A 13,888-nucleotide genomic window follows, 5' to 3' on the forward strand; every position below is an offset into this window, starting at 1 on the left:
TTTTCCAATGGTCAGACCGACGGATAGCAGAAACTGTCAGTGGAACAATCGCCACCTTCCAGCCGGATCTGATGTGAGCGATACCCCGTGGGGAATTCCACCCAGAAGTCCTTGTCGAGCGCAAGGCCACCATCGGGCTCTGCCTTTGCCATGACCATCGCGGCGCCTCGATCGCCCGGATAGAACTGATCATCCCAGGTCGAATACAGGGAATTGGTCCAGTACACCCGTTTTCCGTCCCGGCTGATTTCGACCATCTGCGGACCGTATCCAAACTCCTTGCCGTTGGGATGCCTGGTTTTCCTGACGATGCCGCCGATCTCGACCTTGCCGGTCAGTGTTGGCTTCAGCGGATCGGACACATCATACTGATGCATTTCGCCCGTGCCCCAGCAGGAGACATAAAGGAACTTGTCATCCAGGCTCAGATCGATGTCTGTCACCAAAGGCGGCACGGCGGAAAATCCCTTCAACATTTCAGGCAGATCGTCCGGATCCGCCGGCTGCGGGTCGATCGTGATGGTCTTCATGGCCTCGAATGTGCCATCGTCCTTGCGCCACCAGGTGAAGATCGAACCCTGAAGGTTGGTCGTATCGACCACAACACCGCAGAAGCCGTGTTGCTTGGCAGGATCGTGCGCAGGCCGTATCTCCAATGCCATCTGGTGGTTTTCACCCAGATCTATGGTCTGGACATTCTTGCGCGCCCGCAGATCCCAGAAATGGAGCTTGTGTCCGTACTTGTTGGACAGGAGGTCTTCCGGTACGAGCCCGTTTTCGAATTGTGGCGGCACGGCCCATTCGGACGAGATCATGTAGTCTCGAGGCAGATTCCACCAGAAATCATAGTGCTTGTCCTGAATGCCTCGATCCATCTCGTAGCGACCCATGATTTCGAAGGTCTGGCAGTCCATTACAAAAATGCCCGGAGGACCGTCGGTCCCGTCCTTTCCACCACCACCCAGCGTGGAGACATAAATACCCTCCGGACCGCAGTGGATCGTATGAGGACGGGAATAGCCCGTTTTTTCAAACACTTCCTCAGGCTCGATAATCTTGTGAATCGCCGCCTTCAGCGGATCTTTCACATCCACAACGTAAATACGGGAAGACCGGATACCCGGGATGATCAGATAGCGACGTTCGAGAAAAGCATGGCCTGTCAGGGGCGACAGAGCCGATGAACATGCGTTCCAGCCAAAATGGTGAAACTCGTCTCCCTTGTTCGGCATCATGACGGTATGCACGATCTTGCCGTAGTCCGCACTTTCAGCATCAACATTCACCACGGCCAACCCGTCCGGCTGGCTGAAGTCCGGACTGAGCAAGAGGGTAAAAGCCAGTTTCTCGACCGGTGCGGCCATCGCCAATCGCGCGGTGGGGTAAAAACTCGGATCAGGTCTCAGATTCATGACGTCCTCCATAACTTTCGACAATTATCAGGACGGGGGCTGGCTGATTTTCTGGTTTTTGTGTCGCTCCCTCGAAAAGCCTCCGGAAACGAACTCGAATGTCGCGTGGGTAAGGTCAGGCCATGTGGGTATGGTCGCCGAGCGTGTCGTCAGAGGCCTTCATGTTCAAAGGATGCCCGATTGTTTGCGTATGGTCGAGGATAAAAGAATTGAGAAATCGGCAGGCATTGTCCGATTTACCGAGTATTTCGGTGATCTGCGGACAATTCTGAGTCCGCTAATTCTGTCTTTCATCCAACAAAAATGCAAAACGATCTGGCTTGGGCACTAGGCAAAGCCAAACCAGCTTCCTATTTAATCGTAACATTGCGATGATTTCCCGCTCCATACTCGGCAAATCCCGCAACCCGTTACCTATCTGTCCTGTTCTGGAGAAGCTTCCACATGAGCGACACCTCATCCTATACCCCGCCGAAAGTCTGGACCTGGGAACAACCGAGCGGCGGCCAGTTCGCCAATATCAATCGCCCGGTATCCGGCTCCACGCATGAGAAGGACCTGCCGGTCGGAAAACACCCGCTGCAGCTCTACTCGCTGGCCACGCCGAACGGGGTCAAGGTCACAGTGATGCTGGAAGAACTCCTGGCACTCGGATACGAAGGCGCTGAGTACAATGCGTGGCTCATCCGCATCAACGAAGGTGACCAGTTCTCCAGCGGCTTTGTCGGAGCCAATCCGAACTCGAAGATTCCCGCGCTGGTCGACCGCAGTACGGAACCGCCCACCCGGGTGTTCGAATCCGGTTCGATCCTCCTATATCTGGCAGAAAAATTCGGCGAATTCCTGCCGAAAGAACCGGCTGCACGGACGGAAGCGCTGAACTGGCTCTTCTGGCAAATGGGCTCGGCGCCGTATCTCGGTGGCGGATTTGGTCACTTTTATGCGTATGCGCCTGAAAAATTCCAGTATCCGATCGATCGTTTCGCCATGGAAACCAAGCGCCAATTGCACGTTCTTGAAGAAACGCTGGCCGACCGCCCGTATATCGCGGGTAACGACTACACGATTGCCGACATGGCCATATTCCCCTGGTATGGCGGCCTCGTCCTCGGGCGCCTTTATGATGCCGCAGAGTTCCTCTCGGTTGACGAATACAAGAATGTCAAAGCCTGGGCTGAAAAGATCGATGCCCGCCCTGCGGTCGAACGCGGCCGCAAGGTCAACAAGGTCTGGGGTGAAGAAGAAGACCAGGTTGAAGAGCGCCACGACGCCGAGGATCTGGAGCCCAAACAGGCTGTCGGAACCGCCGCGGAGTAACGATTTCCCGTTGAAGGCGCACGGCTAACGTGCGTCTTCATATCTTGTGCGCCACATTATGCCTCCCAGCTGCTGCATGTTCATGCGGCCAAGCTCATTGCCGATCCGACTACCGGCAGAGAGTTCCGGTTGTTTCCCGCTATCAGTCCGGACCTTGTGCAACACAACCGTTCAAGCGGACACAAAATACCGTCCCTTGCATCAATTCACGATCCCTATGTAAAGTTGACCTTTGGCAACAGGGGGCTGTGTGCAAAATGGCTGGCAGGTTTCGTTGGACTGTCGTGTTCCTGTTGTTTGCGGTCACGATCATCAATTACATCGACCGCTCCTCCATCGCCTTTGCCGCTCACCTGATACAATCCGAGTTCGACCTCAGCTCAACCAGATTGGGTCTGGTCATGGGCGCTTTCGGCATCGGCTACATTATCAGTACCCTGTTCGGCGGCATTGGTGTTGACCGGTTCGGATCGAAAGTCGTTCTCGCATCGACGTTGGCTCTCTGGTCATTTGCAATCGGGTGGACCGGAGCAGCGACGGGATTTGTCATGCTGTACACCGCCCGGACTGTTCTGGGTCTGGCGGAAGGTCCCAGCTTTCCGATCATGGAAGCCACAATCACCAAATGGCTTCCACCGGAAGAACGCGCGACAGCCTTGAGCGGAGCCCTTGTCGCGGTTCCCGTTGCATTGGCAATCGGCTCGCCGCTTGTGTCGATCTTGATCAGCGCGTTCGGCTGGCGTGTGATGTTCTTCACGCTTTGCATTCTTGGTCTGGTCTGGCTTCCGTTCTGGCTGATTTTCTTTTCCAACACACCTTCGAAATCAAAGAGGATCAGCGAGCAGGAACAAGCCTTCATCGAAGCAAAGCAAAAACGGGCCGGAGAACATTTCGAACGCCACGTCCCCTCCAGTGCCGAATGGCGGCAACTGCTGACCAACCCGACATTGCTGGCGAATTACTGGGCCTACTTCGTATTTGGCTATTTCATCTTCTTCTTCATGAGCTGGATGCCGGAGTTTCTGCGCAAGTCCTATGACCTCAAACTGTCGCAGGTTGGTTATTTCGCCTTTCTCCCCTGGGCGCTGGCTGCGGTTCTGCTGCTTTTTTTCGGGCCGTGGTCCGACAGGATCCTTCGCCGGACAAACAGCCTGCGAAAAGCACGCAGCTTCCAGATCGCCGGTACGCAACTGTTTGCAGCAATTGCCATTCTGCCCGCATCCATGATCGACAACCTTTACGTGGCAATGGCGTCCATAACTCTTGCTGTCGGCTCGTCACTCGCAGCCAACGCGGCCTATTATGCGGTCATCACCGACCTCGCTCCCCGGAGCGCAGGCACCGCCATGGGCATCATGACCATCTGGTTTGCAGCCGCCGGTTTCCTGGCACCCGTGATAACCGGATATGCGCTTGATTTGACGGGTTCATTCCAACCGGCTTTCTGGTTGCTGTCACTTCTTGCCGCTTCGTCCGTCATTGGTGTTTTCCTTTTTCATCACCCGGACAGACACAAGCAACAGTAGAGGCCGCCTCCGGCATCAGCGAAAAAAATCGGGTACAAATTCAAAGATTTTCGTTCTAAACGCTGAATTAAATCTCAGGACGACACTTGACTATGATCAAGGAAAAAATACCAATCTTCTGAGCAGCGAACGAAACAGAATACTAAAACTACCTCGCTTTTGAGTATTCATGCGTTACATTTCACGCTTGGAAAGACTCCACCTCCCCTCATACGCGTTCTTTTAAATTTTTAAATCATGGGACTTTTTGTCCTTGGCCAGAAAATACGCCCGAATGCGGCACAAATACACCTTGCCATCAGTAATTTTTTCGTCTCTATAGTCGCAGCACGTTTGCAAGGTCCGGGCGGAGGGGGTTATTGCAGCCATCCGATCGTGCGGGCTCTCCTATCTTTAGGCCAATTCCTGGTCACCATCTTGGAGCGACATATGCCACAAGCCCTTAAGATCGGCACACCTAAGGAGACCTTCCCAGGGGAAGCCCGCGTGGCCATGACCCCTGAGTCGGCAAAACAACTGCAGAAGCTCGGCTACAGCTGCATGATTCAGAGCGGCGCCGGAAAAGCTGCAGGTTTCTCGGACGAAGCATATCAGGAAGCCGGTGTTGAGATCGTCAAGACCGCCCCGACGCTTTGGAAGAATGCCGATATCGTCACCAAGGTCCGCCAGCCCAACGACAAGGAAATGGGCTACCTGACCAAGGGCAAGACCCTGATTTCCTTCTTCAACCCCGGCGGCAACGAAAAGGGCCTGGAAGAAGCGAAGGAAAAAGGCGCCAACGTCATTGCCATGGAAATGGTGCCGCGTATTTCGCGCGCGCAGAAAATGGATGCGCTCAGCTCCATGGCCAACATTGCCGGTTATCGCGCCGTCATTGAGGCGGGCAACAATTTCGGCCGCTTTTTCACCGGTCAGATCACCGCAGCCGGCAAGGTACCCCCGGCAAAGGTCCTGGTGGTTGGTGCCGGTGTTGCGGGACTTGCTGCCATCGGCACCTCAACCTCGCTCGGCGCAGTCACTTACGCGTTCGACGTTCGCCCGGAAGTGGCTGAACAGGTCGAATCCATGGGTGCCGAATTCGTCTACCTGGACTTCAAGGAAGAACAGCAGGACGGAGCCGCAACCGGCGGATATGCCAGCGTCTCTTCACCTGAATTCCGCGAAGCGCAATTGGCGAAGTTCCGCGAACTCGCACCGGAAATGGACATCGTCATCACGACGGCTCTGATCCCGAACCGCCCTGCCCCGAAGCTGTGGCTCGAGGACATGGTCAAGTCCATGAAGCCTGGCTCGGTGATCGTTGACCTTGCGGCTGAGCGCGGCGGCAACGTTGAAGGCACGGTCGCGGACGAAAAGGTCGTCACCGACAACGGCGTGACCATTATCGGCTACACCGATTTCCCGTCCCGGATGGCGGCCCAATCCTCCACCCTCTACGCCACGAACATCCGTCACATGATGGCCGACCTGACACCTGAAAAGGATGGTCAGATCAACCACAACATGGAAGACGATGTCATCCGTGGCTCGACGGTCACCTACGAAGGTGAGATCACCTTCCCGCCGCCACCACCGAAGGTGCAGGCAATCGCGGCCCAGAAAAAGCCTGAAGTCAAGGAACTGACGCCGGAAGAAAAGCGCGCCAAGGAAGCGGAAGAGTTCAAGAAGGCGACCAAGAATCAGGTCTCCCTTCTGGCCATCGGCACCATTCTGATGCTGATTGTCGGCGCCGTGGCACCAGCCAGCTTCATGCAGCATTTTATCGTGTTCGTTCTGGCGGTTTTCGTCGGCTTCCAGGTGATCTGGAACGTCAGCCACTCGCTTCACACACCCTTGATGGCGGTGACCAACGCCATTTCGTCGATCATCATTCTCGGCGCCCTGATGCAGGTCGGTTCCGGGTCCTTCCTGGTGATCCTGCTTGCAGGACTTTCAATTTTCATGGCCGGGATCAACATCTTCGGCGGTTTCCTAGTCACCCGGCGCATGCTCGCCATGTTCCAGAAATCCTAAAGGAGGCCGAGCGATGGAATTCGGTTTCACGACTGCCGTCTATGTTGTTGCGGCTGTTTTGTTCATCCTCTCCCTTGGCGGCCTTTCAGGTCAGGAAAGCGCAAAACGTGCCGTCTGGTACGGCATTGTCGGCATGGGCCTTGCGGTTGCGGCCACTCTGATCGGCCCTGGTTCCGGCCTTTGGGTTTTGTCCGTTGTCCTGATCGCAGGCGGAGGCCTTATCGGTTTCTACGTCGCACAGCGCGTACAGATGACCGAAATGCCACAGCTTGTTGCAGCAATGCACTCTCTGGTCGGTCTGGCCGCCGTGTTTGTCGGCTTCAACGCCTATATCGAACTCGTGCGTGTCAACGGCATGAGTGAAGAAGAGCGCCATGCCCTGGAAGGTTTTGCGGCTATCCTCGCGCATAAGAGCCCGCTGGAACAGTCAATCCTCAGGGTCGAGGTTTTCCTTGGCGTTTTCATCGGTGCAGTAACCTTCACGGGATCGGTCATCGCCTTCCTGAAACTCGCTGGCAAGGTAACCTCCAAAGCGGAAAAACTGCCTGGCGGCCACATGCTGAATGCCGGTGCTGCGATCCTCAGTTTCATCCTGCTGATCATGTTCCTGAACGGTGCCGGCATCTGGACGCTCATCCTGATGACACTGCTGGCGTTCTTCATCGGTTACCACCTGATCATGGGCATCGGCGGCGCCGATATGCCGGTCGTGGTGTCGATGCTGAACTCCTACTCGGGCTGGGCCGCGGCCGCCATCGGCTTCTCGCTCGGCAACGATCTTCTGATCGTCGTCGGTGCGCTCGTCGGTTCTTCCGGTGCGATCCTGTCCTACATCATGTGTAAGGCCATGAACCGGTCCTTCATCTCCGTTATCCTGGGTGGCTTCGGCAACACAACGGGTCCGGCGATGGAAGTCAACGGCGAACAGGTTGCCATCGACGCTGATGGTGTTGTGGCAGCTCTTGAAGATGCAGACAGTGTCATCATCGTTCCGGGCTACGGCATGGCAGTGGCACAGGCGCAGCAGTCCGTCAGCGAACTGACCAAGCGCCTGCGTTCCCAGGGCAAGAACGTCCGCTTTGCGATCCACCCGGTCGCAGGCCGCCTGCCCGGTCACATGAACGTTCTTCTGGCGGAAGCGAAAGTCCCCTATGACATCGTTCTGGAAATGGACGAGATCAATGAGGACTTCCCTGAGACAGATGTTGCAATCGTCATCGGCTCCAACGACATCGTCAACCCTGCAGCTCAGGAAGATCCAAACTCGCCAATCGCCGGCATGCCGGTTCTGGAAGTCTGGAAGTCCAAACAGGTCTTTGTTTCCAAACGCGGTCAGGGCACCGGCTATTCCGGCATCGAGAACCCGCTGTTCTACAAGGAAAACACGCGCATGTTCTACGGCGATGCCAAGGCCAGCCTGGACAAGCTGCTGACCCAGATCAACTGATCGGGCCAATCACCAAAGTCATAAGGCCATCCCGGGAAACCGGGGTGGCTTTTTTGTTGCCTTACCTGTTGAGCGCCTTGGAGAGTTACGGAATGTTTGCAACGCCAATCGTGTATGAGCAGTCTACACCCTCTCCCGCAAGAACATGGAAGGCCAAGAAATGCGGTTTCTGATCTTTGTCGGCTCGGAAAGAGACAGCACCCCTCCGCGTCCGGCGCGATTGGGACTGCGCGTCGCAAAGGCCTGTGAACAGCGCCTGGCCCACAATGGGGTGGATTTTACGACGATAGATCCGCTGCAGATCGAGCTGCCAAGTCCTTTCAAACCGCACTTTTCCTATGCGCGCGGGCGCGCTCCTGAGCAACTTGATGAACTCGCTGACAAGATTTCCCACGCGGACGGCTATGTGATGATCAGCCCGGAGTACAATCACTCCATGTCACCCGCGCTCGCGCATCTGCTCAATCATTTTGGCAGCTCGCTGTTTTCCTATAAGCCAAGCGCCATTGTTACCTACTCGGCGGGTCAATGGGGCGGAGCCAGGGCAGCGGTCAATATGAGAACCTACCTGTCTGAACTCGGCTGCCTGCCGGTCTCCGCCATGATCCACGTCCCCAAGGCTCAGGACGTATTTATCGAAAACGGCAGCTATGCGGATGGAAACGACCAGACACATTGGAACACCTATCTGGACCGTACGATCAAGCAGCTCATCTGGTGGGGGACAGCTGCCAAGGAACAACGACAGACCGGTTCAGCCGAAACTCCCGAGGCCTTCACGAAAACTCCATCGCAGCGAAACGCTCCAGGCTAGAGTTTTCTCAGCCGGATCAACTGGATCAGGCAAAAAGAAAGGCGCGGAGAAAGGACCATTCCGTCCTTCATCCGCGCCTCGGAAAGCCTCGTGCTGCGAGGCTCCCACCGTTAGAAGATCAGCTGTGCTTCATCCAGGATGATGCCGTTGCTGGAGGTGATGACCACCTCGTCCACCTGATCAAAGATGCTGTCATTTGCCGAATAGTCGTTCTCCCGGCGGCCCCAGGACGTGAAGCTTTCCGAGCCGACAAGCTGACCGTCGTTGTAGCCTTCGACCGTGATCGTCGACCACCAGCCGGAACCCGGTGTCAGGACGGCCCCTTCGAAGTCAAAGTCGCCGCCGTCGGCAAGCGAGAACGAGATGCTCTGACCAACGCTTCTACCTGCAAGGCTCCCGTCAGAAACACCGGTCGACTGGTTGGTGGCAATCGTGTTTTCAAACACAACACCGCTTTCCGTGATGAATGGCTGACCGTTGGTGCCACCTTCAAATCCGATGACATGAAGCGCCGGCTCCACGGGGTCGGTCGGATCTGTCGGATCTGTCGGGTCGGTCGGCGCAGTGCCTGCTCCGTTGATGGTGATGGTGGCGACCGCCGTGTCGGTTCCGCCTTTGCCGTCGGAAACCTGGTACTCGAAAGTGTCCGTCGCCGTTTCCCCGTCCAGGAGATCGTCAAAAGCACCGTTCGGGTCGTAAACGAAGTTGCCATCGGCATCGAAGGACACGCGCGCACCTGAAGTCAACTGAACCTCCGAGCTGCTGTCGCCTTCAATGGATACAACAGTCAGTGCATCGCCATCACCGTCCGTGTCGTTCTGCAGCAGGTTACCTGAGACCTGGTCGCCTTCGTTGGTCTCAAAGGCATCATCAAGGGCGTTCGGAGCCGTGTTCACATCAGGCTGAACTTCCGTATTGGTGACGAGTTCGATGTTGTCGATGTAGAAGTCGCGGTTTGCGGTGACAACAATCTCGTCGACACCATCAAATCCTTCGCCGAGTTCTATCTCATAGACCCCGTTACGGCGTCTAATAGTGGCGTTCACCACATCGACAAGTTCACCGTCGTCGTAAGCGGCAATTTCCATCTGTACACGGCCACGAGGCGAGCGCAGCAGCAAGCTGTCGAGATTGAAATCACCATCGGTGGCGGTGATTGTGAAGCCGTTGGAAAGACCCGCCTTGGAACCGTCGACCTGGCTGGTGCTGACCACCTCGACACCTGAGAACTCCAATCCGGCTTCGCCCGTGTACTGACCGTTGGGCAGTCCTTCGAAGTCGATGGTTACATTTGTATCGGGCTGGGGATCAGGATCCGGAGCCGGAGGCGTTACGCCGTCAATATCGATGGTGACTGTCGCCTCGTCGAATCCGCCCTCACCATCAGAGATCCGGTAGGTGAAGCTGTCCTCGTCCGACTGTCCGTCGTTCAACCCGTCAAAGGCACCGTTCGGGTCGTAGTCAAATGTTCCGTTGGCGTTGACCGTCAACAGCGCTCCAGATGGCAGGGTGATCTGCTGACCAACGGCGACATTGGAACCGTTCACTTCAACGATCGTCAGCGGATCGTTGTCGGCGTCATTGTCATTGGTAAGCAGGTTGCCGGACACAGTGCCGTCTTCATCGACATTGTAGCTGTCATTGGTCGCAACCGGAGCGGCATTGCCTGAGACGCCGTCGATGTCGATCGTGACGGTCGCCTCGTCGAAGCCACCTTCGCCGTCAGAGATCCGGTACGTAAAGCTGTCTTCGTCCGACTGACCGTCATTGAGACCGTTAAACGCTCCATTCGGATCGTAATCAAATGTCCCGTTGGCATTGACCGTCAGCAGGGCACCGGAGGAAAGTGTGATCTGCTGGCCCACCGCAACGCTGGATCCGTTCACCTGAACAACCGTCAGCGGATCATTATTGGCGTCATTGTCGTTGGTCAGCAAGTTGCCGGAGACAGTGCCATCTTCATCGACACTATAAGTGTCATTGGTCGCAACCGGCGCCGTGTTGTCGGTTGCACCGTTGATATCGATCGTGACCGTCGCCTCGTCGAAACCACCCTCGCCATCGGAGATCCGATAGGTGAAGCTGTCCTGATCAGTCTGGCCGTTGTTCAGGCCATCGAAAGCACCATTCGGATCGTAATCAAATGTCCCGTTGGCATTGACCGTCAGCAGGGCACCGGAGGAAAGCGTGATCTGCTGACCCACCGCAACGCTGGAACCATTCACCTGAACAACGGTCAGCGGATCATTATTGGCATCGCTGTCGTTGGTCAGCAAGTTGCCGGAAACCGTACCGTCTTCCGAAACGCTGTAGCTGTCATTGCTCGCCACCGGAGCAACGTTGTCCGTAACACCATCGATATCGATCGTGACGGTGGCGTCATCGAAACCACCTTCACCATCGGAAACCCGGTAGGTGAAGCTGTCCTCATCAGACTGGCCGTTGTTCAGGTCATCGAAGGCACCGTACGGATCGTAATCAAACGTTCCGTTGGCGTTGACCGTCAACAGAGCACCGGAGGAAAGCGTAATCTGCTGGCCGACCGCAACGCTGGAGCCGTTCACCTGAACAACAGTCAGCGGATCGTTGTTGGCATCACTGTCGTTGGTCAACAGGTTACCGGAAACCGTACCATCTTCGGAAACGCTGTAGCTGTCATTGCTCGCCACCGGAGCGGTGTTTCCGGACAGGCTGTCGACAACATCCTGATAGCTGACGGTCTGGTCGCCGAAGCCAAGCCACTCAACCGTGCTCGACACGAGGTCAACCGTCGCGTTGATGACCTGAAGGAAGCTGCCGCTGACCGCGAAACTGTAGTCAGCAAAGTCGCCTGCAAAAATCACCGTATCGGTACCGGAACCACCGTTGTAGGTGTCGTCACCAGCACTGTCGTGGAAGGTGTCATTACCGCCATTGCCGGTCAGAACGTTGTCGGCGATGTTGCCATAGAAGACCTCGGCCCCCGCGCCGCCGATAGCATTTTCGATGATCGTCCCTTCGGCAATTGTCAGATTGCCTATGCGGCCGCCGATGCTTGAAATCGAGGGAGCCGTAGCCGACCGGTCAGACGGTGCCAGATTGATCACCGTGTTGTTGTTGTAACCGGACAGATCCAGCGTGTCGTTGCCGCTGCCATCCACGATCGTGTAGGCGGTCTGATCGGCATAGGTTGCAAACTTCGCCCAGATATCACTGACGCTGGAAGAAATGTTGGTGTTGAAGCCGTAGATCGTATCGCCGGCAAATGCGTTGGAGACACCGTATCCCTGACTGCCGTAGAGATCGTCCAACGCCATCCAGTCGACGGACATCGGTGTCTGCAGGAACTCGTAATCCGCATTGATCGTCGAGTTTTCCGACTGGCTGAAATAGGACATCATCGATGCCTGCCAGCTGTCATTCTCGAAAGTCGCGCTGCCCGGATAGGAAGCAGAACCGTTATAGTTGCCCTGGTGCCCCAGGCCGAGTGCATGACCGATTTCATGAAGGATCGTCTGCAGCGTATAGTCGTCATACGACGAGGTTCCACCCGACCAGGAGCTGGCGACGTTGATGTAGGTCGCGCCCAGCGTGCCACTGGAATAGTAGTTGAAATTCGCGTAGGCGCCGGAGGCATTGTCGCTGAAGAAGAAGTCTACGACATCGGCATTGGTCGATGTGGTTTCAACAAACTGGATACCAAGCGTTGCGGAATAAAGCTTGAAGGCTTCGCGGACGAGATCTGCACGTGCGGCGGACAGGCCGTTTCCGTCCGAGGAGAAGCCGGACACGTTGAAATAAAGTACGCCGTTGTTCGCCCGGGTTCCCGAAGACCCCATATTGTGCGCCAGGGTCCCGCTGGAGGTGTTGATACCCCGGTCGTCCCAGTAGCCGCTGGTCAGGTAGTCTGCCATGTCCCCCAATTGCGCCGGTGCTGAAACCGTTACGCTGCCGGTGGGTGCGCTGCCTGTTACATTGCCTTCGGCACCTTCGTCCCTGCCACCGCATCCCGGGCAAGAGCAGCTGAAGTGGTGGAGGATATCGTCTGAATCACCTGTCTTGTCTGGCCAGTCAAACCTTCCAGGAACCCAACCTTCGCCATCATCGGCAACAAATCGGCCAGATCCTTCAGTGTCCCCGTCCGGCCAGAAAACCGGGAAGGCAGCCGGTCCAGAAGTTCCAAAGCCGTCGTTGGCGTCCCCACCCCAATCGGGGGTCACTCTCTCCAGCGCCTCTTCAAACATGGCGTCGATTTCGTCCGCTGCCTCGAACAACATATCGAGGATGGACTTCGGACTGCTTGCAGGCCCATCGGTATCATTGACCTGAAGAGAACTGGTTTCGAATTCGTCACGAGACACAGAAGTTTCAGCGCCCAGCTCGTCTTCTACACCACCGTCGTTTCCGTCTGTTGGAAGAAGGAAGTCAATCCAGGGGCTGTCGCCGAGACTATCCAGAAACTTTGCGGAAACGGACCGTTCCGAATTCCAGCTGCGCGCAAATTCGCCAAGGCGCACCTGGATATCGGTCAAAATCTCTGAAATTCGACCTCTGTCAAAAACGTCTTCACCCACAGGAATTACATCCGGTGAACGAAGTATAGCCTGGCCAGATACAGTGCTAATGAAATCTGTCGGACGCATTGAGACCCTCACATCTTGATGCGCAAAGCTCCTCACAAGCCTGCGCATCCCCCATTTCGCGGACGCCACCCAAAACCGCCGGGACTATGTGATGCGATTTTCCCTACAGTCAATTCCAGTAATAAATTGCATTAAACTTTATTCACAAAATAAAAATCTCCGTTGGATTGCCTCAAAATGATCACATTAGATCACAGATTCGACAATTTACTTCTTTAAAATCAACTATTACCAATTTCAACTTAAACACGAAAACACAACACTCGGATGCGTCCACCCAAGGCATCAAAATTATTTCTGCATGACGAACAAATGCCCTTGCGTAAGCATAACACGACAGCGCAACTTTTGATCCTCAAGACTGAAGAATTAAATCACGAAAAACACGCATCACATTGTATTTCAAGGTGATTATCAGGCGTCATCAAAATTATTCCTCAACATTTGAATCAGTAATCGTTACCCAAACTCGAGAATTTATCCTCGTAACATTTTACAATTGCTTTCACTTGCTCACCCACCCGCCCGACAACGGCGGTCACTACAACCTGCTCGCGGATCTCCTCCCCTTGAAACCGTTATGGCCTCGCGGGATTGACATTTGACCGGTCGCTGCATCTGGAGCATCTCAATTGCCAGCCCGATGTCGAGAGTATTCCCAAAGCGCAAGACACAAAAGTAATAGGCTGCTCAATTCACGTTCATTACGGAAAGAACAATGCTCGCTAAACTTCGCT

The 13,888-nt window shown here is 55.4% G+C and carries 7 protein-coding genes; 5 read left to right on the forward strand and 2 right to left on the reverse strand.

The genetic code is table 11. The features are described 5' to 3' along the window. Positions 1 to 11: 11 nt before the first annotated feature. Positions 12 to 1,412 carry a selenium-binding protein SBP56-related protein gene (locus ABLQ08_RS02410; protein WP_352939089.1) on the reverse strand — a complete coding sequence of 467 codons (1,401 nt, stop codon included), beginning with the start codon at positions 1,410 to 1,412 and terminating at the stop codon, positions 12 to 14. 444 nt (positions 1,413 to 1,856) lie between these two features. Between ABLQ08_RS02410 and yghU the strand changes: the two genes are divergently transcribed. The 5 genes from yghU (at position 1,857) to ABLQ08_RS02435 (ending at position 8,529) form a co-directional block, all read left to right on the forward strand. After that, positions 1,857 to 2,729, forward strand: coding sequence for a glutathione-dependent disulfide-bond oxidoreductase (gene yghU / locus ABLQ08_RS02415; protein ID WP_352939092.1), 873 nt, complete (start codon positions 1,857 to 1,859; stop codon positions 2,727 to 2,729). Positions 2,730 to 2,986: 257 nt separating this feature from the next. Then, positions 2,987 to 4,255, forward strand: coding sequence for an MFS transporter (locus ABLQ08_RS02420; RefSeq protein ID WP_352939095.1), 1,269 nt, complete (start codon positions 2,987 to 2,989; stop codon positions 4,253 to 4,255). A 429-nt stretch (positions 4,256 to 4,684) separates the two neighbouring features. Continuing rightward, positions 4,685 to 6,268 carry a Re/Si-specific NAD(P)(+) transhydrogenase subunit alpha gene (locus ABLQ08_RS02425; protein WP_352939098.1) on the forward strand — a complete coding sequence of 528 codons (1,584 nt, stop codon included), beginning with the start codon at positions 4,685 to 4,687 and terminating at the stop codon, positions 6,266 to 6,268. Positions 6,269 to 6,281: 13 nt separating this feature from the next. Beyond that, on the forward strand, positions 6,282 to 7,715 hold the full coding sequence (locus ABLQ08_RS02430) for an NAD(P)(+) transhydrogenase (Re/Si-specific) subunit beta (RefSeq protein WP_352939101.1): 1,434 nt from the start codon (positions 6,282 to 6,284) through the stop codon (positions 7,713 to 7,715). 160 nt (positions 7,716 to 7,875) lie between these two features. Further along, complete coding sequence (locus tag ABLQ08_RS02435; protein WP_352939104.1) at positions 7,876 to 8,529, forward strand: NADPH-dependent FMN reductase; 654 nt, start codon at positions 7,876 to 7,878, stop codon at positions 8,527 to 8,529. A gap of 110 nt (positions 8,530 to 8,639) precedes the next feature. On the opposite strand, the gene ABLQ08_RS02440 is transcribed toward ABLQ08_RS02435, so the two are convergent. Continuing rightward, positions 8,640 to 13,082: an Ig-like domain-containing protein gene (locus ABLQ08_RS02440; protein WP_352939107.1), complete on the reverse strand. Its 4,443-nt coding sequence runs from the start codon at positions 13,080 to 13,082 to the stop codon at positions 8,640 to 8,642. Between the last annotated feature and the right edge of the window lie 806 nt (positions 13,083 to 13,888).

The sequence above is a fragment of the Roseibium sp. SCP14 genome (assembly GCF_040329475.1).
Lineage (GTDB): Bacteria > Pseudomonadota > Alphaproteobacteria > Rhizobiales > Stappiaceae > Roseibium.